This window comes from Hymenobacter norwichensis DSM 15439 (assembly GCF_000420705.1).
In the GTDB taxonomy this organism is placed as follows: domain Bacteria; phylum Bacteroidota; class Bacteroidia; order Cytophagales; family Hymenobacteraceae; genus Hymenobacter; species Hymenobacter norwichensis.
In genome coordinates this window covers 210,815-230,685 of record NZ_ATVL01000007.1, presented here as the reverse complement: position 1 = coordinate 230,685, position 19,871 = coordinate 210,815, and the positions used below count along the sequence as shown (strand labels likewise).

16 protein-coding genes are annotated in these 19,871 nt (G+C 58.1%); 9 read left to right on the top strand and 7 right to left on the bottom strand.

The window, feature by feature from the left end:
• Positions 1-86 precede the first annotated feature (86 nt).
• The gene (locus G536_RS0107115) at positions 87-1,376 is read right to left on the bottom strand and encodes an MATE family efflux transporter (protein ID WP_157530471.1); all 1,290 of its coding nucleotides are present in this window, start codon (positions 1,374-1,376) and stop codon (positions 87-89) included.
• 125 nt (positions 1,377-1,501) lie between these two features.
• Between G536_RS0107115 and corA the strand changes: the two genes are divergently transcribed.
• On the top strand, positions 1,502-2,695 hold the full coding sequence (gene corA, locus G536_RS26715; protein WP_022822892.1) for a magnesium/cobalt transporter CorA: 1,194 nt from the start codon (positions 1,502-1,504) through the stop codon (positions 2,693-2,695).
• Positions 2,696-2,803: 108 nt separating this feature from the next.
• Here corA and G536_RS0107105 read toward each other — a convergent pair whose 3' ends face one another.
• Positions 2,804-5,539 carry a hypothetical protein gene (locus G536_RS0107105; protein WP_022822891.1) on the bottom strand — a complete coding sequence of 912 codons (2,736 nt, stop codon included), beginning with the start codon at positions 5,537-5,539 and terminating at the stop codon, positions 2,804-2,806.
• Between the two features lie 180 nt (positions 5,540-5,719).
• On the opposite strand from G536_RS0107105, the gene G536_RS0107100 reads away from it, so the two are divergent.
• Both G536_RS0107100 and G536_RS0107095 read left to right on the top strand, forming a co-directional pair.
• Positions 5,720-6,622, top strand: a complete 903-nt coding sequence (locus G536_RS0107100) for a LysR substrate-binding domain-containing protein (RefSeq protein ID WP_022822890.1) — start codon at positions 5,720-5,722, stop codon at positions 6,620-6,622.
• 138 nt (positions 6,623-6,760) lie between these two features.
• Positions 6,761-7,798, top strand: a complete 1,038-nt coding sequence (locus G536_RS0107095; protein ID WP_022822889.1) for a YeiH family protein — start codon at positions 6,761-6,763, stop codon at positions 7,796-7,798.
• A gap of 113 nt (positions 7,799-7,911) precedes the next feature.
• On the opposite strand, the gene G536_RS26710 is transcribed toward G536_RS0107095, so the two are convergent.
• Complete coding sequence (locus G536_RS26710) at positions 7,912-8,466, bottom strand: FKBP-type peptidyl-prolyl cis-trans isomerase (protein ID WP_022822888.1); 555 nt, start codon at positions 8,464-8,466, stop codon at positions 7,912-7,914.
• 281 nt (positions 8,467-8,747) lie between these two features.
• Between G536_RS26710 and G536_RS0107085 the strand changes: the two genes are divergently transcribed.
• Positions 8,748-10,208, top strand: a complete 1,461-nt coding sequence (locus G536_RS0107085) for an APC family permease (RefSeq protein WP_022822887.1) — start codon at positions 8,748-8,750, stop codon at positions 10,206-10,208.
• Between the two features lie 85 nt (positions 10,209-10,293).
• Here G536_RS0107085 and G536_RS26705 read toward each other — a convergent pair whose 3' ends face one another.
• Positions 10,294-10,707 (bottom strand): hypothetical protein, encoded by a 414-nt coding sequence (locus tag G536_RS26705; protein ID WP_022822886.1) that lies wholly within the window; start codon positions 10,705-10,707, stop codon positions 10,294-10,296.
• Between the two features lie 440 nt (positions 10,708-11,147).
• On the opposite strand from G536_RS26705, the gene G536_RS0107075 reads away from it, so the two are divergent.
• The 3 genes from G536_RS0107075 (at position 11,148) to G536_RS0107065 (ending at position 14,375) form a co-directional block, all read left to right on the top strand.
• Complete coding sequence (locus G536_RS0107075) at positions 11,148-12,500, top strand: NAD(P)/FAD-dependent oxidoreductase (RefSeq protein ID WP_022822885.1); 1,353 nt, start codon at positions 11,148-11,150, stop codon at positions 12,498-12,500.
• A 79-nt stretch (positions 12,501-12,579) separates the two neighbouring features.
• Entirely contained in the window at positions 12,580-12,846 is a 267-nt protein-coding gene (locus G536_RS26700) for a hypothetical protein (RefSeq protein ID WP_022822884.1), read from the top strand.
• A gap of 149 nt (positions 12,847-12,995) precedes the next feature.
• The gene (locus G536_RS0107065) at positions 12,996-14,375 is read left to right on the top strand and encodes a 4Fe-4S binding protein (RefSeq protein ID WP_022822883.1); all 1,380 of its coding nucleotides are present in this window, start codon (positions 12,996-12,998) and stop codon (positions 14,373-14,375) included.
• A gap of 226 nt (positions 14,376-14,601) precedes the next feature.
• Here the strand turns inward: G536_RS0107065 and G536_RS0107060 are convergent, their stop codons facing one another.
• The 3 genes from G536_RS0107060 to G536_RS0107050 form a co-directional block, all read right to left on the bottom strand.
• The gene (locus tag G536_RS0107060; protein ID WP_169515055.1) at positions 14,602-15,480 is read right to left on the bottom strand and encodes a polysaccharide deacetylase family protein; all 879 of its coding nucleotides are present in this window, start codon (positions 15,478-15,480) and stop codon (positions 14,602-14,604) included.
• 170 nt (positions 15,481-15,650) lie between these two features.
• Positions 15,651-16,631, bottom strand: a complete 981-nt coding sequence (locus G536_RS0107055; RefSeq protein WP_245575771.1) for an alpha/beta fold hydrolase — start codon at positions 16,629-16,631, stop codon at positions 15,651-15,653.
• A gap of 161 nt (positions 16,632-16,792) precedes the next feature.
• The gene (locus G536_RS0107050) at positions 16,793-17,344 is read right to left on the bottom strand and encodes a hypothetical protein (RefSeq protein WP_022822880.1); all 552 of its coding nucleotides are present in this window, start codon (positions 17,342-17,344) and stop codon (positions 16,793-16,795) included.
• Positions 17,345-17,566: 222 nt separating this feature from the next.
• On the opposite strand from G536_RS0107050, the gene G536_RS0107045 reads away from it, so the two are divergent.
• Both G536_RS0107045 and G536_RS0107040 read left to right on the top strand, forming a co-directional pair.
• On the top strand, positions 17,567-18,259 hold the full coding sequence (locus G536_RS0107045; protein ID WP_022822879.1) for a glycosyltransferase family 2 protein: 693 nt from the start codon (positions 17,567-17,569) through the stop codon (positions 18,257-18,259).
• 142 nt (positions 18,260-18,401) lie between these two features.
• Positions 18,402-19,868, top strand: coding sequence for a cellulose synthase family protein (locus G536_RS0107040; protein WP_022822878.1), 1,467 nt, complete (start codon positions 18,402-18,404; stop codon positions 19,866-19,868).
• Positions 19,869-19,871: the final 3 nt, after the last annotated feature.

Below are 19,871 nucleotides of genomic sequence, written 5' to 3'. Positions count from 1 at the left end.
GTATTTGGTAAAAAACCGCTACAACCGGCTTCCAGCCGACATATAGTAAGAACTGGAAGGTATCAAGAATTAAACAGGCTACCATCTCACCGCCGCCAGTACGCCCGGAAGTACCAGCCGCACCAGAGCAGCAGCAGCCCTTGCCGCACCACCGAAGCCCACACGGCCCCCAGCAGCCCCAGTTGCGGCAGCAGCGCCGCCAACGCCACCGAGTACAGCCCCGCCGACACCGCCTGAAAAGCCACAAACCGTCCTACCCGCGCCTGCGCCGTGAATATCATCACCAAAGGCCAGGCCACAAACCGAAACCAGTCGGCTAGCAGTTGGGGCGCCAGCAGGTAGGACGCCGCCGTGAAGCGGGCCTCAAACAGTAGCGGCAGCAGCCAGTTGCGCAGCAAATAGAGCAGCAGCAACCCTGCCCCTGCCAAGGGCACCACCAGCCGTAGCACCGTACGTATCCAGTGCCGCTGGGCCACCGGTTGGGCGGCCAAGGCGGCCAGCCGGGGGTAATACACACTGCTCATCGTGGCGGCCAGCACCATCGTATAATTGTCGCTGAGCTTCATCACGGCCTGCCACAAATCGGTGTGGCCCATGCCGTACTGCAGTACCAGCAGCTCTCGCACAGCGAAATCCACGGCCTTTCCGAACAGCAGCAGCCCCACGGCCATCAGCAGAAACTTACTCAGCGCCCGTAACGCCGAGCCACTCACCCGCCCACGCAACGGCGGCACCAATCCCGCCCGATACCCTAGCCACAGCGCCGGCAGCAGCATACTACCCTGCCCAAACAAATAACCCAGCAGCGCTGTGGTAGTGGACCCACCAGTCAGCAGCACCGCGGCCACGGCAGCCGGCGCCAGCACGCTCATCGTTACATTGATTGCTACGTACGCTCGCAACCGGCTGGCCGACAGCAGCAAAGTGTTCAGCAACGCATACGCCGTGAGGAGCACCAGCCCTATTCCAAACCACAGAAACCAACCCGCCGTTGGGTGGAACACGCCTGCTAGCGGGCCGGGAGCTACACCTAAAGCCAGCAGCGCCAGCAGCAGCGCGCCACAGTTCAGCACTATCGCCGCGCCTAGCCACGCCCGGTACCGGTTGCCGGCGGGGTTAAGCGGGGCCAGGTACTTCACCACGCCCACGTGTGTTCCATCGTTGGGCAACATGGTGAGCATGGCCAGCAGGTTCTGGAAGTGCGCCAGCAGCGTTAGGCCGCCGGGGCCGCCGTACACGGCCAGTAGCTTATTGAGCAACAATGCCCCCAAGCCCCGTGCCACTACCACCACGCCTGAACCCACCGAGCCGCGTACAAACCGGCGAGTACCAGCAGTTGGGGCGTTTTCTGGCGCAGGTATTGGGACTGATGGCATCGGGGCAAAAGTAGCGGAGTTTCCTGGGAGCCTTGAAATCCACTGCCGACTGTTTCAGTTGCAGACTAAGCGGCTCATCCTTGCTTCATGCTTCTGCCGTACATTGGCCCAGCTTCACGACACCTATGGAATCATCCACCTTCGCCCCCGACCAGCCGCTTGACTCGTCGTTTCCGCCCGAGGACACGCAGCTTTCTTCGATAGCCGACCGCTCAGCCACGCAGTTGGCCCGCGAGCAGCAGGTGGGCAACCGACCCGGCACGCTTACCATTCGGGAAGGCTCGTACAAGCCGCGGCTGTTTCTACTTTCCTTTGATCAGCAGCATTATACCGAGCAGGAATATGCCAGCTACGACGAATTGCTAACCGAATTCCGCGCGCATCCGGAACTGCGCCACTGGATTGATGTGCGCGGCTACGACGACTTGGAACTCATGCAGCGCCTCATCGACGATTTCCAACTGCACCCGCTACAGATGGAAGACGTGCTAGGTGACTATCAGCGGGCCAAAGTGGAAATATTCGATGAGAACCGCCTGTTTCTGGTGTCGCGCATGACCGAGTTTACCACCCTGCTGGAAGTGGATGACGACCAGCTTTCCTTGTTCACCGGTCCAAATTACGTACTCACCTTTCAGGACGACTACCACGATTGCCTGAACACAGTGCGGCAGCGCATCCGCTCCGGCTTCAGTCAGCTCACCCGCAAGCCGCCGCTCTACCTGGCCTATGCCATTACCGATGTGGTACTCGACCACTACTACCCCACCATGGCCGCCATCGGCGACTACATCGAGAAGCTAGAAGACCGGATTTTGCAGGACCGCCCCGATCGGCGGGTGCTTAACCGGATTTTACGGATCAAAAAAGACATCATCCGTTTTCGCCGCTTGGTGTACCCCGAGCGGGAGAAGATTGCCGAAATCCTGCGCATGTCTGACGAGGTGGTATCAGAGGAGATGAAGATGTACTTCCGCGACAGTTACGACCACGCCATTCAGGCCCTGGAACTAGCCGAAACCTACCGCGAATCGGTGAGCAGCCTCGTGGATTTGTATATGTCCAACCAAAGCAACCGCATGAACGAGGTGATGAAAGTGCTGACCATCATCAGCTCGATTTTCATTCCGCTGAGCTTTGTGGCGGGCGTGTATGGCATGAACTTCTCGCGCGAAGCCCCGCCGCCCGGCCCCAACCCTGCCAACATGCCCGAGTTGTACCAGCCCTGGGGCTACCCCGGCGTGCTCACCCTCATGGGCCTCATGGTTATCGGGCAGGTGTACTACTTCTACCGCAAAGGCTGGCTCACGAATAGGTGAAGTTGTGAAATGGTGAAGTAGTAAGTTTGATGTTTTGGCGATGCAAATTGCTTCAATGCCCCATCAAACTCACTACTTCACTATTTCACAACTTCACCATCTCACCATCTACCACTTCACATCTGTGCGGCGCAGCTCGCTGCCTACGGTGCGGTAGAGGTGATAAAGCTTATTGGGCGCGTCGTATTCCAGGCCAATGGTGAGAGCGCTGCTTTCGAAAGGCTGATTACCTAGCAATTGGCCTTGTTGGTTGTAGACGTAGGCTTGGCGCGGTCCGGTTTCGGTAACTGCGTAGAACCGGCGCTCAGCATCGAAATTGAAAAACTGCGTAGCCTTGGGTGCCGAAGTCAGGAACTTGCGGCTGAGTAGGCGGCGGCCCGTAGGGTCGAATAAATCGTATTGCCCGCCTTCTTCCCGGCTAACCACGTAGCTGCGCTCCCGCTGGTCGGGCACCAGCCGAAACACCGAATTGCGACTCCAGGTGGCAATCCGCCCCCGATTCGTTACTTCCCCCGCCAACGAAAATGCAATTCGCTCACCGTGTTGATTGATCACCGTTAGGCGGGTGCGGCCCAGTGTAGCGCCGGTTTCCACCAGGGCAGTGCTTTGTAGCCGGGCCCCCACGCTGATGGGAAAGCCAGGATACACGCCGCCCTGTAAGTCGCAGGCGTACACATAGCCGTTTTCCAGCAGCACCACTATCACGTCGCGGCTACCCACAGTCAGGTACAACGGTGGCGCGGCCAAGTTGAAATCGAAGCGGCGGGGCTGCCAGCCGGGGTAGGCGTTGCCGTTGGTATCGTAGAGAAACAGGTTGCCGCCGCCGCCCGCTACCAGCAGGCGCGGCGGGGTTTTGTCGGTACCAGCTGGCGATACGCTCAGGGACGTTGCCTGCACCGAATCGGGTAGGTTGAGCGGGAAGTTGGGCGCTGATCGGCCGGCCGCAGTCAGGCAATGTAGCTGCCCGGCCGTAGCCAGCAGGTAGCTTGGCTGTCCAGCTATGGTACGCCGCTGAATTGCCCCAATTACCGGCCCCGGCAACGAATCGGACCAGGCCACGGCGTTTTCGGGCGTGATGTAGTGCAGCACCTGTGTGGCATCCTGCACCAGCACGCCCGAGCGGGTAGCTCCCACCGGTACTAGCGTTGGGGCACTGCTCAGAGGTGTTTTAAAAGTAAGCACCGCCCCCGTACCATTGGCGCCCTGCATCTGGGCCACGGCCGGTCCTATGGCAGGATGGCGCATAATCAACTCGGTGAAATACTGAGCACCGGGTTCGGTTTCGTTGCTGGCGGGCACAAACTGCCAGACTATCTGCGGAAAACGCTTGAATAATACCTCGTTGCGCAGCAGTCCAGCCCGCCGCTCTTCTACTAGGCCCCGCAGCAGCAAATTCCAGGCGTTGCGCGTATCAACTAGCACCCGCAACCGAGCTAGCGGTTGGGCTTCCTGCAAAAACGCTACCTGCGTAGGTGAACGGGCCCACACCTCGCCAGCCGCTACATCGGTCAGGAGCTGGCGCAGACCGGCGGCATCTTCTCCAAACACCACATAATTGCCAACCACCGCCACCACGGGCTGCCGGAAACCGGCAAACAACGGGCCCAACAACTGCGCGGGCAGTTCAGGCACTCCAGTAGTGTAGAGCTGATACGGCCCCACCCGCTCGAAAGCTGGGCTAGCCCCTACCACGCGCCGCAGCTGGCCCAGTAGCAACGCCTGCCGCGCTGGTTGCGGGCACCAGGCCAGCGCCAACCGTACCGGGCTTACCCGTGCCGACGACTGCGTGAGGTAGCACATGGCCACTTCCTGCCCCAGCCCGGCAGCCAAACTGTCGAGCAGCGGGTTGACATTGGCGGCCAGCGTATCGGGAGTGGTGGGGCGGCGGGCACCGCGCAACACTTCCACTTCGCCCAAGCTCAGATGCACCAGCAGGGCCGTGCGTAAACTCAGCACATCCGCCATGCGCAGACGCTGGGTGGGCTGGCCGCGCAACTGCTCATGTAGGCTGCCGCTGGCGGTTTCGGGGTTGGCGAAACCCTTGAATACCATCTTGTTGCCGACCAGCTTCATTTCAAGCTGCCCGTTGCGGGCCAAACTGGCCACCGAGCCAATGTCGGGCACCAGCTCCCGCCGGAAAAATACACCCAGTAGCTGTGGCAGCCGGCGGTAGTTGACCAGCAATGTGGCATCTACGTCGCGCAGCCGGAAGAATTCAGTGCTTTGAAACTCGGCGGCTACAGTGGGCTGGTCAGGGCCGGCTACGCGCCGGATGACGGCTTCTACCAGAGTTGGATTAGTACTGACTAGCAGATGGTTGCGGTAGTTGAAAAACGTAACACCCCGACCGGTACCCGGCTCGACTACTTCCGTCAGTACAGTGCCTTCGTAGTCGCGGGTGCTTACCTGAAAGTGCGCGTCGCGGGCAAGTGCGTCGGTGAGGCTGCGCACCAGCCGGTACTCCCGCACGCTGAGGATAGGTACTTGCAGCAGCAAATCGAACTGGTTGGGCTGCGTGACGTGCAGTGACATGAGCACGTTTTTGTGGCCCAGAAAACGCTGCACTACGTTGCGCCCCCCCGTCAGGCTATCAACCAGCGCCACGTTGTCTTGAAGGGCTTCGAAGTAGCGCACGGCCAGCAGGTTGTCCCAGAGCTGGGTTTCCTTGAGGTGGCGCACCAGCATGGGATGGTCGCGGGTGGCGGTTACCAGCACGGCATCGTCGGGCACCAGCGCCCACGGGTCAACGGGTACGGCCGCAATAGTGCGCCGGTAATACACGTAGGAGGCCAAGGCCGCCAGCAGCAAAAGGGCAGTCAGAAAGGCAAGTAGCTTTTTGGACATACGGCGGTGCCGGAGGGAGGGCGGCAAAAATAGCTATTCGGCAGCAGGTGGTGGCAATCTGTACTCTCATACGACAAAACCCGCCTCGTGCCTATGCTCCTCCGTTGTTTCCCTGAGTTAGCTCTCATTTCCCAGCTCGATTCATCTTCGGCGGGCCGCTACTCCTGTGTACTTTGCGGCATGTCTGATTTCCGTTTGCGCGTATTTGCGGCTGTGGCCCGGCACCTAAGCTTCACTAAGGCCGGCCAAGAGTTATTTATCAGCCAACCAGCCGTTACCAAGCACATTCGGGAGCTAGAGGCGGAGTACAGTCAGCGCCTGCTAGAGCGGCGCGGCAGCCGGGTAACGCTTACTGAAGCGGGCCGCCTGCTGCAAGCCCATGCCGAAACCGTAGCCGCCGCGCAACAGGCACTCACTGAACAGCTCCTGGCCCTGCGCAACCCCAACGAAACCGCCGGCCGCTTGCGCCTGGGGGCCAGCACTACTCTCAGCCAGTACGTGCTGCCGGGCTTATTGCCCGCTTTTCAGGCGCGCTATCCGCAAGTGCAGCTTTCGTTACGCAACGCCAATTCCGAACAAATTGCCGAGGCGCTACTACGCGGTGAGTTGGATTTGGGCTTTGTAGAGGGGCGCACAAAAAGCCGCGACTTGCATTATGAGCTGCTACTCCCCGACGAGCTAGTGGCCGTACGTAGCGCGCGCACCAATGGCCTGGCTCACACGCCCCTTACGCTAGCCGAGGCACTGGCGCACCCTTTGGTATTGCGGGAACGAGGCTCTGGTACGCTGGAAATTCTGGAATTTGCGCTCCGAGCCCAGCATATTAAGCTCAGCGCCCTACCTGTTGCCATCTACCTAGACAATACTGAAGCTATTAAAAGCTACCTCGAAGCCGCTCCCGAAGCGTTGGGGTTTGTATCGCGGCGGGCCCTCGACCGGGAGCTAGCCGCAGGTGCTTTAAGCGTAGTTCCGATTGTAGGACTGCATTTGTCGCGTCAGTTTGAGGCGGTATGGGTGCAGGGGCAGCCTCCTATTAGGGCAGCTCAACGGTTTATGAGTCTTGTACGGGAGCAGCTTCAATAGAGCAACTAGACTTACGGTCAAATTCGGGATAAATCACCCAATTGCAATAACCATAGGTTATCGTGCATAACATATACGTATAACTATACCACGAAACTGAACCGTAAGTTTGCAGCGGCATTAGCCCTTGCTTCTTACATGACCTCCCCCACCACCCACCCTCCTGCCTCGCGCCACCTTGCTCCACCTTTTCCAGCACCAGATACCAGTGAAATACCACCCGCCAAGGCCGTAAAGGCAATTTTCAACTGGGAGCTTACCGTTCGCCAGCTGGTGTTCGGGGGGCTGTTGCTCTTTTGCCTCACGCCCTGGGCTTCTCCCCCGCTGGCTTTGGGCTTGGGCTTGATACTGGCTCAAACCCTAGGCAATCCTTTTGCATCCCGCGTTAAAGTTCTCACTCCCAAGCTACTGCAATTTTCAGTTGTCGGCTTGGGCTTCGGGATGAACGCGCATACAGCCGTGCAGGTGGGGCAAGAAGGGTTGCTGTTCACGATGGCTTCCATCATCGGGACGCTGGGGCTGGGCTACCTGGTAGGCCGGTGGCTAGGGCTGCACCGCCATGTGATCCACCTGATTTCGTGCGGTACGGCTATCTGCGGGGGCTCGGCTATTGCGGCCGTGGGGCCCGTGCTACGCGCCAACGATGAGGCCATGTCAGTGAGTCTGGCGACGGTGTTCGTGCTCAATGTGCTGGCGCTTTTCGCCTTCCCTCCTATCGGCCACGCCCTGTACCTCACCCAACATCAGTTTGGCCTATGGTGCGCCATTGCCATCCACGATACCTCGTCGGTGGTAGGTGCCGCTTCAGCCTACGGCAGTGAGGCACTGCAAGTAGCTACCACTGTAAAGCTGGCACGGGCCCTCTGGATTATCCCGGTATCGGTTGGCACAGCCCTCGTGTTCAAGCAGAAGGGCGTGAAAATCAAGCTTCCCTATTTCATTCTGGGCTTCATCGGAGCCATGCTAATCAACACGTTTGTGCCTGCTGCTAAGCCGCTTGGGCCGGTACTGGTGGGTTTGGCTAAAATAGGGCTGACTGTTACGCTGTTTTTCATTGGGGCGGGCCTGTCGGGGCGCGTGCTGCGGGCAGTGGGTAGCCGGCAGTACGTGCTAGGGCTGCTGTTGTGGCTGGCAGTATCGGTTGGGTCGCTGTATGTTATTATGCGGGCGGGCTAACTTGCTTTAGCATGCAGGTTTTTTCTCTGCGCCTAAGTTCTTCCAACCGCTAAGCCCCCTGCCGGCCGCCTTCATTGGCAACTGGCAGGGGGCTTAGCTATTGGTTGTGCAGGCTACTGAATGTTGGTCAGCTCAACATCGAAACGCAGAGGGGAGTCGCCCGGAATTCGGCTGCCCGCCCCCGAGGGACCATAGGCCAACTCTGATGGAATCAGCAAAATAGCTTTCTGCCCTTTACGCATCAGGCCAATGCCTTCATCCCAACCCGGAATTACTACGCCCCTACCCACCGGAAATGTAATGGGAGCTGGCCGGCCATCGGCTCCGAGGCCCGCGTCGAACACCTGATTAGTGAGCAAAGTACCCCGATAAATCACCGTGGTTTGCTGGCCAGTCGTCGGCGGCGTGCCAGTGCCGGGCACTTTGGTTATCAGGTACAAGCCGGAACGTTGGCGCTGTACGTTGATGAAGCTGCTGTCGGCAATGTACTTGGTGATGGCCAGCGAGTCGGCAGTGCGAACTTCTTTCTGGCGCTGTAACGCTTTAGCATTCAACGCATCAATGTCGATTTTGTCGTTGCAGGAAGCCAGAAGCATGGGGGCTGCCAGCAATAGAACGGCGCTGGTCAGGCGCTGCCAGAGTTGGAAAGTGGAAAGCTGATGGGGCATAAAAGAAAGTGAAAAGGCTAGCCAACCAGGTAGGCCGGCCAAACTTATAAATGGTGGACAGACATGAAAGTATCCTTGGCTAGGCGCTACCCGGCCTGGCCTGCGGCGGCAAAGTAAACATACTAACTGCCGATAAAGTGCAGGTGGTTCCCAAAGTACAGTCCGGGGCCACTTACTGCGCAGAAGATACTTGCTGCCGCCATAAGGTTGCATCAGCAAATTCACAGTCTCTATTAAATCCACTTATCTTCCGCCCTGAAACACTTCCTACTCTCTTAAGTATGTCCGAACAACAAGGCCACTTTCAGCGGGCCATTACGCTCTTCGACGCCATCATGATTGTGACTGGCAGTATGATCGGCTCTGGTATTTTCATTGTGTCAGCCGACATTTCGCGGCAGGTTGGCTCCAGCGGTTGGCTGCTAGTGGTCTGGATTCTGACCGGCTTTATCACCCTGGCCGGGGCCGTGAGCTATGGCGAGTTGGCAGCCATGTTCCCGAAGGTGGGCGGGCAGTATGTGTATCTGCGCGAGGCCTACAACAAGCTGGTGGCATTTCTCTACGGCTGGTCTTTGTTTCTGGTGATTCAGACTGGTGTAATTGCGGCGGTGGCGGTGGCCTTTGCGCGCTTCACGGGGGTGCTGCTGCCATGGTTCAGCCAAACTAACATTCTCTTTAGCATCGGCTCGTTTCAGTTCAATTCGGTGCAGCTGCTGGCCATTTTCCTGCTGGTGGGCCTTACATGGGTGAACTCGCGCGGGGTGCGCGGGGGCAAGCTGATTTCCAACATCTTCGGTAGCACCAAGCTGGTAGCTCTGGCCTTGCTTATTATGTTCGGGCTGGCCCTTGGCATCAACGACCAAGCCGTGGCCCTCAACTTTCATGATATGTGGAAGGCGGCCAGCTTTTCGCCCACCGGTCAGTCGGTGCCGCTTAGCACGTGGGGCTTGGTTGGAGCCATCGGACTGGCCATGACGGGCTCATTGTTTAGCTCGGATGCCTGGAACAACATTGGCTTCTCGGGCGACGAAATTGTGCGGCCCGAGCGGACCATCGTGCTGAGCATGGCCATTGGCACGGGCATCGTTACGGCACTGTACCTGCTCATCAACTTGGTGTATCTGCTGGTACTGCCCCTGCATGGCGACCCCACCGCCGCCGCCACCGACGTAGTGAGCCGGGGCATTATGTACACCAACAACGACCTGGTAGCCACTGCCGTAGCTGAGAGCATTCTGGGCCGCGCCGGGGCTTACGTAATGGCTGTGTTGATTATGATCAGCACTTTCGGGGCCAACAACAGCATTATTCTGAGCGGGGCCCGGGCCTACTACGCTATGGCTAAAGACGGTCTGTTCTTCCCTGGCATGGCCCGCCTCAACAAGGCTGGCGTACCCGGCGTAGCTCTGTGGGCACAATGCTTGTGGGCCTGCGGGCTGTGTTTGTCCGGGTCGTATGGGCAGTTATTGAATTTTGTGATGTTTTCGGTTATACTGTTCTACGTCATTACCATTATCGGCATCTTCATTCTGCGCCGTACCCGCCCCGATGTGCCCCGGCCTTACCGGGCGCTGGGCTACCCGGTTATTCCGCTGCTGTACGTGGTGTTAGCCTCGGCCTTCTGCGTGGTGCTGCTCGTGTCGCCGGCTACTGCCAAAGACTCAGGTATCGGGCTGGGGTTGGTAGCGTTAGGCGTGCCGGTATATTTCCTGTTTGGCAAACGGTTTGGCGCTTCCCAGTAAGTTGCTGCCACAAGTAGCCCCCATGCAAAAGCGCCGTGCTGGATATCCGGCGCGGCGCTTTTGCATGGGGGCTACTTGTGGCAGCTTAGTCGTGTACTGGGGTAGCAGGACCGCTAGGGGCACTTTCTCCAAATTCTTGGTCGCGGGTGCGGAGCTTGTGGTCTAGCTCGATGCTACCTTCTGCCTCGAAGCCGGGGCCCGCCGAGTTTTCACCAGAGTTGCTGTGGTCGTTGCCGCCCTGGGGCTCCGTTTCGCTACCGCCAATGTGCAGGTTTTGCAGTTGGTCTTTCTGGTCGCTACGCTGGGTGTAGCCCTGGGCTCCGGTGTTGCGCTGTGCCGATGGGTCGTTGGCTTCTTTGCCGTTGCTTTGGTCGGCTTTATACGTTTTTTCTTTTTCCAGCTCTTCGTTATACGGAGCGGGTTGTTTATCAGTGATTCCGCTGTTTGCTTTATCGTCGTCGTTGACTTCGTCTTTACCAAACAATTTATCGAGTATCATGGCTGTGCGAATTGAGGTGAGATAGGATGCTTACCTATTCTTACGGGCTGGTACTAGTGAAGTTGTATCGCGCCAACTGGGTTTTCTATCTGGAATCCAGAATCTAGGCACGTATCTTATCATCACTTTTCCATTCCGTGGAAATTTCTTCTGCTTTGCACATCTATTTATGCCACCGCAACAGTATATTTTTCAAAAAAATATTAGATATATGATACAATTACCTAACTATGTCCACCCATACTGAGCAGGGAGTTGGCTGATGATGTGCTGAAACGTTTCGCCTATAGCGCAACCATACGCAGATAGTTTGGCTACACGCAGTTGAAGTAGGCTTCAAGTTCGAGGCTTACCCAAGACTTTTGGTGCATCACTTTGTTTCATTCTACTTCCATATCAACTGATAGCCTTTTAGGCTACTAGTTGTATTATATTCACTTATGCACCTAGTTATTATCGGCAATGGCATTACAGGCGTAACGGCGGCTCTCACTGCCCGACGCCTGCAACCGGCTGCGCGTATTACACTGGTATCCGACGAAACAACCCACCATTTCTCCCGCACGGCGCTGATGTACGTGTACATGGGCCATCTGCGCTACCCCGATATCAAACCTTACGAAGACTGGTTTTGGCAAGAAAACCGTCTCGACCTGGTTTTTGCAACCGCCACCGGGTTAGACCTTCAGCGCAAAGAACTGACCTTAAGCACTGAACGTATTTTATCCTACGATCAGCTCTTGCTGGCCACGGGCTCGGTAAGCCGCTTCGCTGGCTGGCCAGGCCAGGACTTACGCGGGGTGCAGGGCCTATATTCGTTGCCTGATATGGCTCGTATGAGCCGCGATACGCACGATATTAAGCATGCGGTGGTGGTAGGTGGCGGCCTGATTGGCATCGAGCTAGCTGAAATGCTACACTCGCGCGGTATCCAGGTTACGCTGCTGGTCCGCGACGCCCACTATTGGGCCTCAGTGCTGCCCAAACCCGAAGCCGAGTTGATTGACCAGCAGTTGCGGGCCCACCACATCAACGTTCGGTATCGCACCGAACTGGCCGAGCTGCTACCCAATACAGAAGGACACGTGCAGACCGTATGCACCACAACTGGTGAAAAGATACTGACTCAATGGGTGGGGCTGGCCACCGGCGTGACGCCTAATATCGAGTTGGCTAAAGCGGCCGGCTTGGCTACCGACCGAGGCATTCTAGTGAATGAACTGCTGGAAACCAGCGCCCAAGGGGTGTATGCCGCTGGCGACTGTGCCCAACACCGCCAACCCGGCGCTGGGGAAGTTCCTATCGAGCAGCTTTGGTACACTGGCCGAGCCCAGGGCGAAACCGTGGCGCATACTATCTGTGGGCAGCCGCTGCCTTACCGACGCGGAACGTGGTTTAACTCGGCTAAGTTTTTCAACCTCGAATATCAAACCTACGGCCGCGTACCCGTGGTGCCGGCGCCGGGCGAAGAGTCGTTCTACTGGCAGCACCCTACGGCTCCGCTAGCATTCCGCATCAACTTCCGGCCTGATGCTCAATTCGCCGTGACAGGCATGAATGCCATGGGCATCCGGCAGCGCCATGAGGTGTGGGAAGCCTGGCTGCAAGCCGCAACGCCAGTGCAGACTGTATTGCAAGAGCTAGGAGCCGCCAACTTCGACCCTGAGTTTTTCCGGCAGCACGAAGCAGCCATTGTCCGACAGTTCAATGAGCAGTTTCCGGCCCAACCCGTAACCTTGAAGCGTCGGCGCGGGCTACTGCGTGCCTTGCAGCTCAACCGCGCCGCCCGCTAGCCGTTAGCAGGCTTGGCCTGTTGCTCTACAAAGGCGCTTTACTTTTGGGCCACCATTACCCCGCCTTTCACTTGCTCCAATGGATTTCAACAAACTATACCGTCCCAGCGCCCTCAATAGCTTTCAGTTTATTGCCGTCACGGGCCTGATTATGAGTGCTGGTGCTCACTTGGTGCTGCATTTTTTCACTAAGTCCACACCAGTTGGCTACAACTGGCTGTATGTGTGCTGGGCGGCGCTATACGTGGGCGGCACGCTCATCAACCTGTTTGGCAAGCCGGCGGCTCCGCATCATCATCATCACCACGACGATGATGAGCATGACGACCACGATTACGCACACTAAGCCGGGGCACTTCCGCAGCAAGGACCTTTGGTAAGGCCTCTACAACGTAGCTTCCATAATTCCTTTAGGCAACACCTTTTGTTCCGGTAGCTTCGCCTTCGCACCTCATTTGGTGTGGGGCGTTACTTTTTCTTTATCCTGTTCATAGCATGGCTTCTGCCGTTCCTCTCATCCTGACGCCACCCCCCGTCCCGAACACACCAGGCCTCGAAAAGGCCCTGCTTACCAGTGTCGGGCTGGGGCTGGTAGCTTTGACTACTGTGGCGTTTGACGCCGATGCCCAACGGGCAAAATTCAGTTTCTGGGTGGCTTTAACGCTAATTGGAGGCGGCACGCTAGGCTGGGCATGGCGACACTTTGGGCAAGGCCCAGCGGGCGTACGGCACAACAACCTATGGCTGCGGGGCAGCACCGGACGCGGGGCAGTAGCTTGGCTGACGGCAGTGGTGCTAACTGGTTTTTATGTAGTGCTTTATTGGTTTAGCAGCCCCGACGACCAAGGCAATTTCGGGCCGCTCAATCAGTTAGTACACGCCCTCGACCCGTTCAGCCAAGCTCTGCGCCACAAGCCTTCCGACCAGTGGTTTCTGTATGGCACTTTCTATACATTGGCTATATTGGTGATGGGGGGACGAGCGTTGTGGCGTTACCGTCATTCGCCGTATCAGCGGGTCCGCACGGTTTCGGTGATGTTCTTTCAGTTGGGGTTTGCCTTTTTGCTACCAGGCTTACTGTTGGCTTTCCAGCGGCCCGAATACTATTTCAGCTACTTCTGGCCCCTGAAATATGACTACCTGTTTCCGGGCACCGTGGGATATCTGCTGAAGGATGGTGGGCCGGGACTGGGGGTATTCATGGTGTTTTGGGGCGTGGTCATGTCGTTTGTAGGCACGCCCATTCTCACCTATTTCTACGGTAAGCGCTGGTATTGCTCGTGGGTGTGCGGCTGCGGCGGCCTTGCCGAAACCGCCGGCGACCCCTACCGCCACCTCTCCGACAAAAGCCGCGCGGCTTGGCGCTGGGAAGTGCGCATTATCTACGCGGTGCTGGTGCTGATTGTGCTGCTCACGGCGCTGCTGTGGCTGGCCGCTTCGGGCGCGGTGCCCGCCTTGCAACCCGTCGCCGATCCACTATCCAGGGCCTACGGTTTTGCTATTGGCTCGGTGTTTTCGGGCGTGATTGGAGTAGGATTCTACCCACTGTTGGGCAGCCGGGTGTGGTGCCGGTTTGGGTGCCCGATGGCGGCGTACCTGGGGTTGTTGCAGAAGCATTTCTCTCGTTTCCGCATCACCACTAATGGCGCGCAGTGCATATCGTGCGGCAACTGCTCCAATGTGTGCGAGATGGGCATCGACGTGAAGCAATACGCCCAGCGCGGGGAGCCCATCATTCGGGCCGCTTGTGTGGGATGTGGCCTATGTAGCACGGCCTGCCCCCGTGGCGTGCTTAACCTAGAAAATGGCCCGCGTGAAGGCCGCTACCAAAGCTCCCAGCTCATCCACCCTGACTCCTTGCGCATATTGAGTTAAGGGGTAAAGGTTGACTGGCTTATTGTTGAATGTACCACTCAATAATTGGCCAGTCAACCTTTGACCAGTAGAGTGTTTCCAACAAACTAAAACGCCCGTCATTCCTCGATAAACTCGGAATGACGGGCGTTTTTATAATGACTTACTAAGCAATGTGTTCCGCTTCAAATGCTCCGATTGAGCGACTTTTCGGCCTTTAGATGGGTTGTCTTGGTTCTGAATCCGCTCAAAAATCCAAGGGGCCTTTGGGTTTCAGCCAGGGCTTGAGGTTGGCGTAAAGGAACTGGTAGTTCAGCTCGGGTTGCAGGGCCTGAATGACGTGGGGAAATCCAAAGTCGTAGTATAGCATCAGGCCGAAGGGCGTGAGGGCGAAGTCATAGAAGCGCGGTTCTTCGGGCAGCAGTTCCACCGCCTTGAGGCTATCGTTCCAGTAGAGGCGCTGTTTCACATCGGCCAACATCACCGAATCAGTGGTCAGTTGGGGGTACTCGTTGGGCAGGGTGCGCAGGTGCTCTGTTACGCGCCGATTGATGGACTCCTGCCAGCGCTGCCGCAAGGATGCCGTATCGGCCACTAGGTCACGCACTTCCAGCAGGCGGCCCGTGCGCAAATCAAAGGTGGCGTGGCGCCGCACAGTGGACGGGTATGCCCCCAAGTATTCAGAAATGCACTCTACCGACAACAGGTTATGGTCGTTGTAGAGCACCTCATAGCGCGACTCGGTGAAACCGCTTTTGCCAGCTTCAAATTCTACGTGAGCCTGGTCGATGGCTGCCTGGGCCGTGAGTGGTTGAGGTACATCCTCCAGGTCTTCGCCCAAGGCGGCATCCGTTAGCCCTAAATTGATGCGGGCTGCCACCGCGGCATTAGCCATCTGCACTTGCGGTACAACAAAGCGGTGCTTAATGGTGTCACTCACGCTTATGACTACGGCGTGCTCCAGCTTGGGGGCCACCGGCTTGGGGGTAGGCTTGGTGGTTTTGGGGCGAGCAACAGGCCGGCGAGCAGGCTTCCTGGGGGGCGTTGACCGTTGCTGGGTGGGCGTAGGTTTAGGGGCAGCCGGTTGCTGTTGAGCGACGGCTGGCAACGCTAACAGCAGCAACATAGGCAGCAGCCAGCGTAAGGAATTTTCAAACATGAAGGGAAGGTCGCTGAAATGGGCGCGCAATCTACAACCTGGTTCCGGAAGGTTCAGTGAGTTGCCAAACGGTAATACGTACTATTCACTATAACTGGTTGGCACAGCAGCATCAGCAGTTGCTTTCAGAAGCTGCCCTACCGCACAAAAGCCAGCAGCGCCGCCAGAAATTGCGGTGTAGCCTCCAAGTGCGGAATGTGTCCTACGCCCGGCAGCGGCACCAGCTTGGATCCTTTGATGGCTGCCGCAGTGCGCTGACCCAGCGCCGGATATTGCCCCATCTTTGCCAGCACTTTCGGGTCTTTGATGAGGCCTTTGCCTACCACCGTGCGGTCGGCTTGCCCAATGATGAGCAGCGTGGGTACGGCTACCCAGCTGAACTCGTAGCTCACCGGCTGCTGATAAATCATATCGAAGGTGAGGGCATTGGCACGGGCTACTTTCACAAAATCGGGGTGGCGGGTTTGGGCCGCCAGGGGCAGCAGCCACTCGTCGTGCGCTTTGGGGTAGCCATTGGGGTAATAGGTAGCGTGGTATTTCCGGATGCTTTCTTCGGTGCTTTTGCGCTCAGTAGCTTCGGCCTGGGCTATGGGCTGGAACGGCACGCCCACCCGGTAGTCTTCCAGCCCGATGGGGTTTTCCAGCACCAGCTTTTCGGTAGCTTCGGGGTACATCAGCGCGAAACGGGTTGCCAGCATGCCGCCCATGCTATGCCCTACCACCACGGCCCGGCGCACGCCCAACGTATCGAGCAGGTACTTGGTATTGTGGGCGAGTTGGTGGAAGGAATAGTGAAGGTCGGGCTTATCAGACTTGCCAAAGCCTATCTGGTCGGGCACAACCACCCGGAAACCGGCGGCCGTAAGCGCCTTAATGGTTTCGCGCCAGTAAGCCCCGAAGAAGTTTTTGCCGTGCAGCAGCACCACGGTCCGGCCGTTGGCTTTAGCGGTAGGGGCCACATCCATGTACGCCATACGCAGGTTCTGGCCTTCCAGCTTCAGTGGTAGCACCTGCACCGGAAACGGATAAGAGTAGCCATCCAGCGTAGCATTGAAGGCCGATGGGGGCGTTTGGGCAAGGCCGGGTACGGCAGCAAACAACAGAAAAAATAGCAGCAAAAAGCAGCAATTGCGCATAAACAAGGCAGTTGAAGTCAGCTACTGCTTACGCAAAACCAGCCTGCTTGACTGTAAACCTCCTTCACACCTCCTGGCTACTACCGCTGTGAATATCAGGCTAGCGCTGGCGGTGAAGCTGGTGCGGCAGCTACGGCAAGGTTTTACTCGCCGGTTGTTCCACCCTCGTTTAACCCGTGCTGCTTAAGCAGCAGCTCAATGGTACGGGTGTCTTCGTCGCTCCAAATTACGCTACGGATATCGTCGATGTTGAGCACGGTTCGGCCATCGGCTTCGCCATATTGGGTGTACACTTCCAGCAGCAATTCATCTTCCGTGAGGCGGAGCACGTAGCCGTACAGGTCGTTGTCGCCCTGCGTTTCCAGCATTACTAGCTGGCGTACTTCCTGGGCGCGCTGCAAGAGTACTGGCACCGTCAGGTACTGGTTTTCCAGCCCGTCGGGGGCGGCGGGCAAGCCGTATACCACTTCGGGGTTATGCTCTTTGAATTCAATCAGACGCACGTACCGGTCGTCGAAATGCACCTGCGAAATCGTATTCAGGCCAATAGTCCGCACGCCCGTCAGCAAACCTTGGCGGGTGATGGTGCGCAGCACTAGCACGTCGGGGTTATGGCTAAGCACGTAGCCCAAGAACAGCCCACTACTGGTTTGTAACGACACCACGCGCCGCTTGCGCTGGGCAAGTTGCAGCATATCTGTTTGTAAAGCCCCCATTATGTATTTGGAATTTGCTGGCGAAGATACCGAATTGTCGAGCTTACGTAGTGAAATATCCGGCGAAGGCAGCAGCCCGCGGTGAAAATTCCGGAAAGGCCGACTTGCTGAAGTTTCAAGTCTCATCTTTGCGGTTTAGCTGTTGCCGACGCCCGGCGCCACGGCCCGGCCAACTTTCTTCCCGCGCCTTCCCTCCTGCCCATGCCTCTGATTGACGTTATCATTCCCGCTTACAATGAAGAACAGTCGATAGGGCTGGTGCTGGCTGAAATTCCGGCGGGCTTGGCGCGAGAGGTTATCGTGGTTGACAACAACTCTTCCGACCAAACCGGCGCCGTAGCCCAGGCCGCCGGCGCCACCGTTATCCGCGAAACCCGGCCCGGCTACGGGCACGCCTGCCTGGCCGGCATGGCCCGCTGCTTTGCCCGCCCCGCCGCCGAGCAGCCCGACATTATCGTGTTTGTGGATGGCGACCATTCCGACTATCCCGAGGAAATGCCGCTGCTGCTGGCCCCTATTCTGCGCGGCGAGGCCGACATGGTAATTGGTTCCCGGGCTCTGGGCCAGCGCGAAGACGGCTCGATGCTGCCCCAGCAGATTTTTGGTAACTGGCTGGCTACTACGCTTCTGAAACGGCTGTACGGCGCCCAGTTCACCGACTTGGGGCCTTTCCGGGCAATCCGGGCTACGGCTTTGCAGCGTATCGGTATGCAGGATACCACCTACGGCTGGACGGTGGAAATGCAGCTCAAGGCCGCCAAGCTCAAGCTCCGCAGCACCGAAGTACCCGTGCGCTACCGGCGGCGCATCGGCGTCAGCAAGGTGTCGGGCACGGTGCGCGGCACCTTGGGCGCCGGCTACAAGATTCTCTGGACTATTTTCCGCTATTTGTGAGGGAAGAAGCTAGGAGCTAGAAGACAGCAGTTGTACGTGACGCCCCTCCGCTTCCGGTTCTGCTTCTCACTTTCAACCTCTTCTACTTTTTCTATTCTAGCTTCCAGTTTCTCACTCCTGGCTTCCCGCTTCTTACCATAGAATGCTCTTTCTTGAAATTACGCTGCTGGTGCTTTACGGGCTGTGCTTGGTGTTTATCCTGGGCTTCAGTCTCACGCAGTTTCAGCTGACGCGGCTGGCGCTACGGGCCTACGCGCGCGGACTGCCGCCTGAACCGGCTGCCCCGGCTGTCTGGCCGCGCGTGACGGTGCAGCTACCGCTCTACAACGAAGTGTATGTAGCAGAGCGCCTGCTTGATGCCTGCGCTGCCCTCGATTACCCGGCCGATAAGCTGCACCTGCAAGTCCTCGACGACTCCACCGACGAAACCGTGGGCCTGGTGGCTGCCCGCGTGGCCCACTACCGCGCCCAGGGCCTGCGCATCGACCAGGTGCGCCGAACTGACCGGCAGGGCTTTAAGGCGGGGGCGCTTCGGCACGGACTGGAGCTAACCAACGGCGAGTTCATTGCCATTTTCGACGCCGATTTTGTGCCCGAGCCTGACTTCCTGCGCCGCACGCTACCCTATTTCGATACGCCCCAAATTGGGGTGGTGCAGACCCGTTGGGGCCACCTCAACGAAGATTATTCACTGCTGACGGAGTTGCAGGCGTTTGGGCTGAACGCGCATTTCTACCTGGAGCAGGTAGGCCGAACTAGCGGCGGGCACTTCATCAACTTCAACGGCACCGGTGGCGTATGGCGGCGCGCTTGCATTGAGGATGCTGGCGGCTGGCATACCGATACCCTCACCGAAGACCTGGATTTGAGCTACCGAGCCCAGCTACGGGGCTGGCGGTTCCGCTACCTGCCGCAGGTGGTGGCCCCCGCCGAGCTGCCTGCTGCTATGGATGCCCTCAAGTCGCAGCAGTTTCGCTGGAACAAGGGCGCCGCCGAAACGGCCCGCAAGCACCTGGGCACGGTGCTGCGCTCCAACCAAACGGCCGCCACCAAGCTGCACGCGGCGTTTCACTTGCTCAATAGCAGCGTGTTTGTGGCCATTCTGCTGATGGCCGTGGTGAGTGTGCCGCTGGTGTTCGTGCGGGCTGATTTGCCGCAGCTCAAGCCGCTCTTGCAGCTGGCCTCGGTGTTTTTGCTGGCTTTTGTGCCGCTCATCTACTACTACTACAGCAGCTGGCAGCTAGATAAGCCAGGCGCTTCGGCCGGACAGTTTGTTCCGAAATTCCTGCTGTTTCTCTCCATGTCGATGGGGCTCACGTTGCACAACGCGCGGGCGGTGGTGCTGGGGTGGCTGGGCCGGCAGTCGGCGTTTATCCGGACGCCTAAGTTGGGGCTGGTGCACCGGCAGGGCACTTGGCGGGGCCGCCGCTACCGCACCGGCTCCCTACTCGACGGAGTTACTGTGCTGGAAGGGGTACTGACCTTGTACTTTGCCGGTGGTATTGCGGCGGGCCTCTACTTTGGCGACTGGGGCCTCGTCCCGTTCCACCTGATGCTGACGGTAGGCTACGGCCTGATTTTCTATTACTCGCTGCGGCACCGGAGCTAGCCG

Excerpts from the sequence above, each read along its gene's own strand:
- G536_RS0107050 (WP_022822880.1), bottom strand. The coding sequence starts at position 17,344 with ATGCTGCAACTTGCCCAGCGCAAGCGGCGCGTGGTGTCGTTACAAACC.
- G536_RS0107045 (WP_022822879.1), top strand. The coding sequence starts at position 17,567 with ATGCCTCTGATTGACGTTATCATTCCCGCTTACAATGAAGAACAGTCG.
- G536_RS0107085 (WP_022822887.1), top strand. The coding sequence starts at position 8,748 with ATGTCCGAACAACAAGGCCACTTTCAGCGGGCCATTACGCTCTTCGAC.
- G536_RS26710 (WP_022822888.1), bottom strand. The coding sequence starts at position 8,466 with ATGCCCCATCAGCTTTCCACTTTCCAACTCTGGCAGCGCCTGACCAGC.
- G536_RS0107060 (WP_169515055.1), bottom strand. The coding sequence starts at position 15,480 with ATGTTGCTGCTGTTAGCGTTGCCAGCCGTCGCTCAACAGCAACCGGCT.
- G536_RS0107115 (WP_157530471.1), bottom strand. The coding sequence starts at position 1,376 with ATGCCATCAGTCCCAATACCTGCGCCAGAAAACGCCCCAACTGCTGGT.
- G536_RS0107040 (WP_022822878.1), top strand. The coding sequence starts at position 18,402 with ATGCTCTTTCTTGAAATTACGCTGCTGGTGCTTTACGGGCTGTGCTTG.
- G536_RS0107095 (WP_022822889.1), top strand. The coding sequence starts at position 6,761 with ATGACCTCCCCCACCACCCACCCTCCTGCCTCGCGCCACCTTGCTCCA.
- G536_RS0107100 (WP_022822890.1), top strand. The coding sequence starts at position 5,720 with ATGTCTGATTTCCGTTTGCGCGTATTTGCGGCTGTGGCCCGGCACCTA.
- corA (WP_022822892.1), top strand. The coding sequence starts at position 1,502 with ATGGAATCATCCACCTTCGCCCCCGACCAGCCGCTTGACTCGTCGTTT.
- G536_RS0107065 (WP_022822883.1), top strand. The coding sequence starts at position 12,996 with ATGGCTTCTGCCGTTCCTCTCATCCTGACGCCACCCCCCGTCCCGAAC.
- G536_RS0107105 (WP_022822891.1), bottom strand. The coding sequence starts at position 5,539 with ATGTCCAAAAAGCTACTTGCCTTTCTGACTGCCCTTTTGCTGCTGGCG.
- G536_RS26705 (WP_022822886.1), bottom strand. The coding sequence starts at position 10,707 with ATGATACTCGATAAATTGTTTGGTAAAGACGAAGTCAACGACGACGAT.
- G536_RS26700 (WP_022822884.1), top strand. The coding sequence starts at position 12,580 with ATGGATTTCAACAAACTATACCGTCCCAGCGCCCTCAATAGCTTTCAG.
- G536_RS0107075 (WP_022822885.1), top strand. The coding sequence starts at position 11,148 with ATGCACCTAGTTATTATCGGCAATGGCATTACAGGCGTAACGGCGGCT.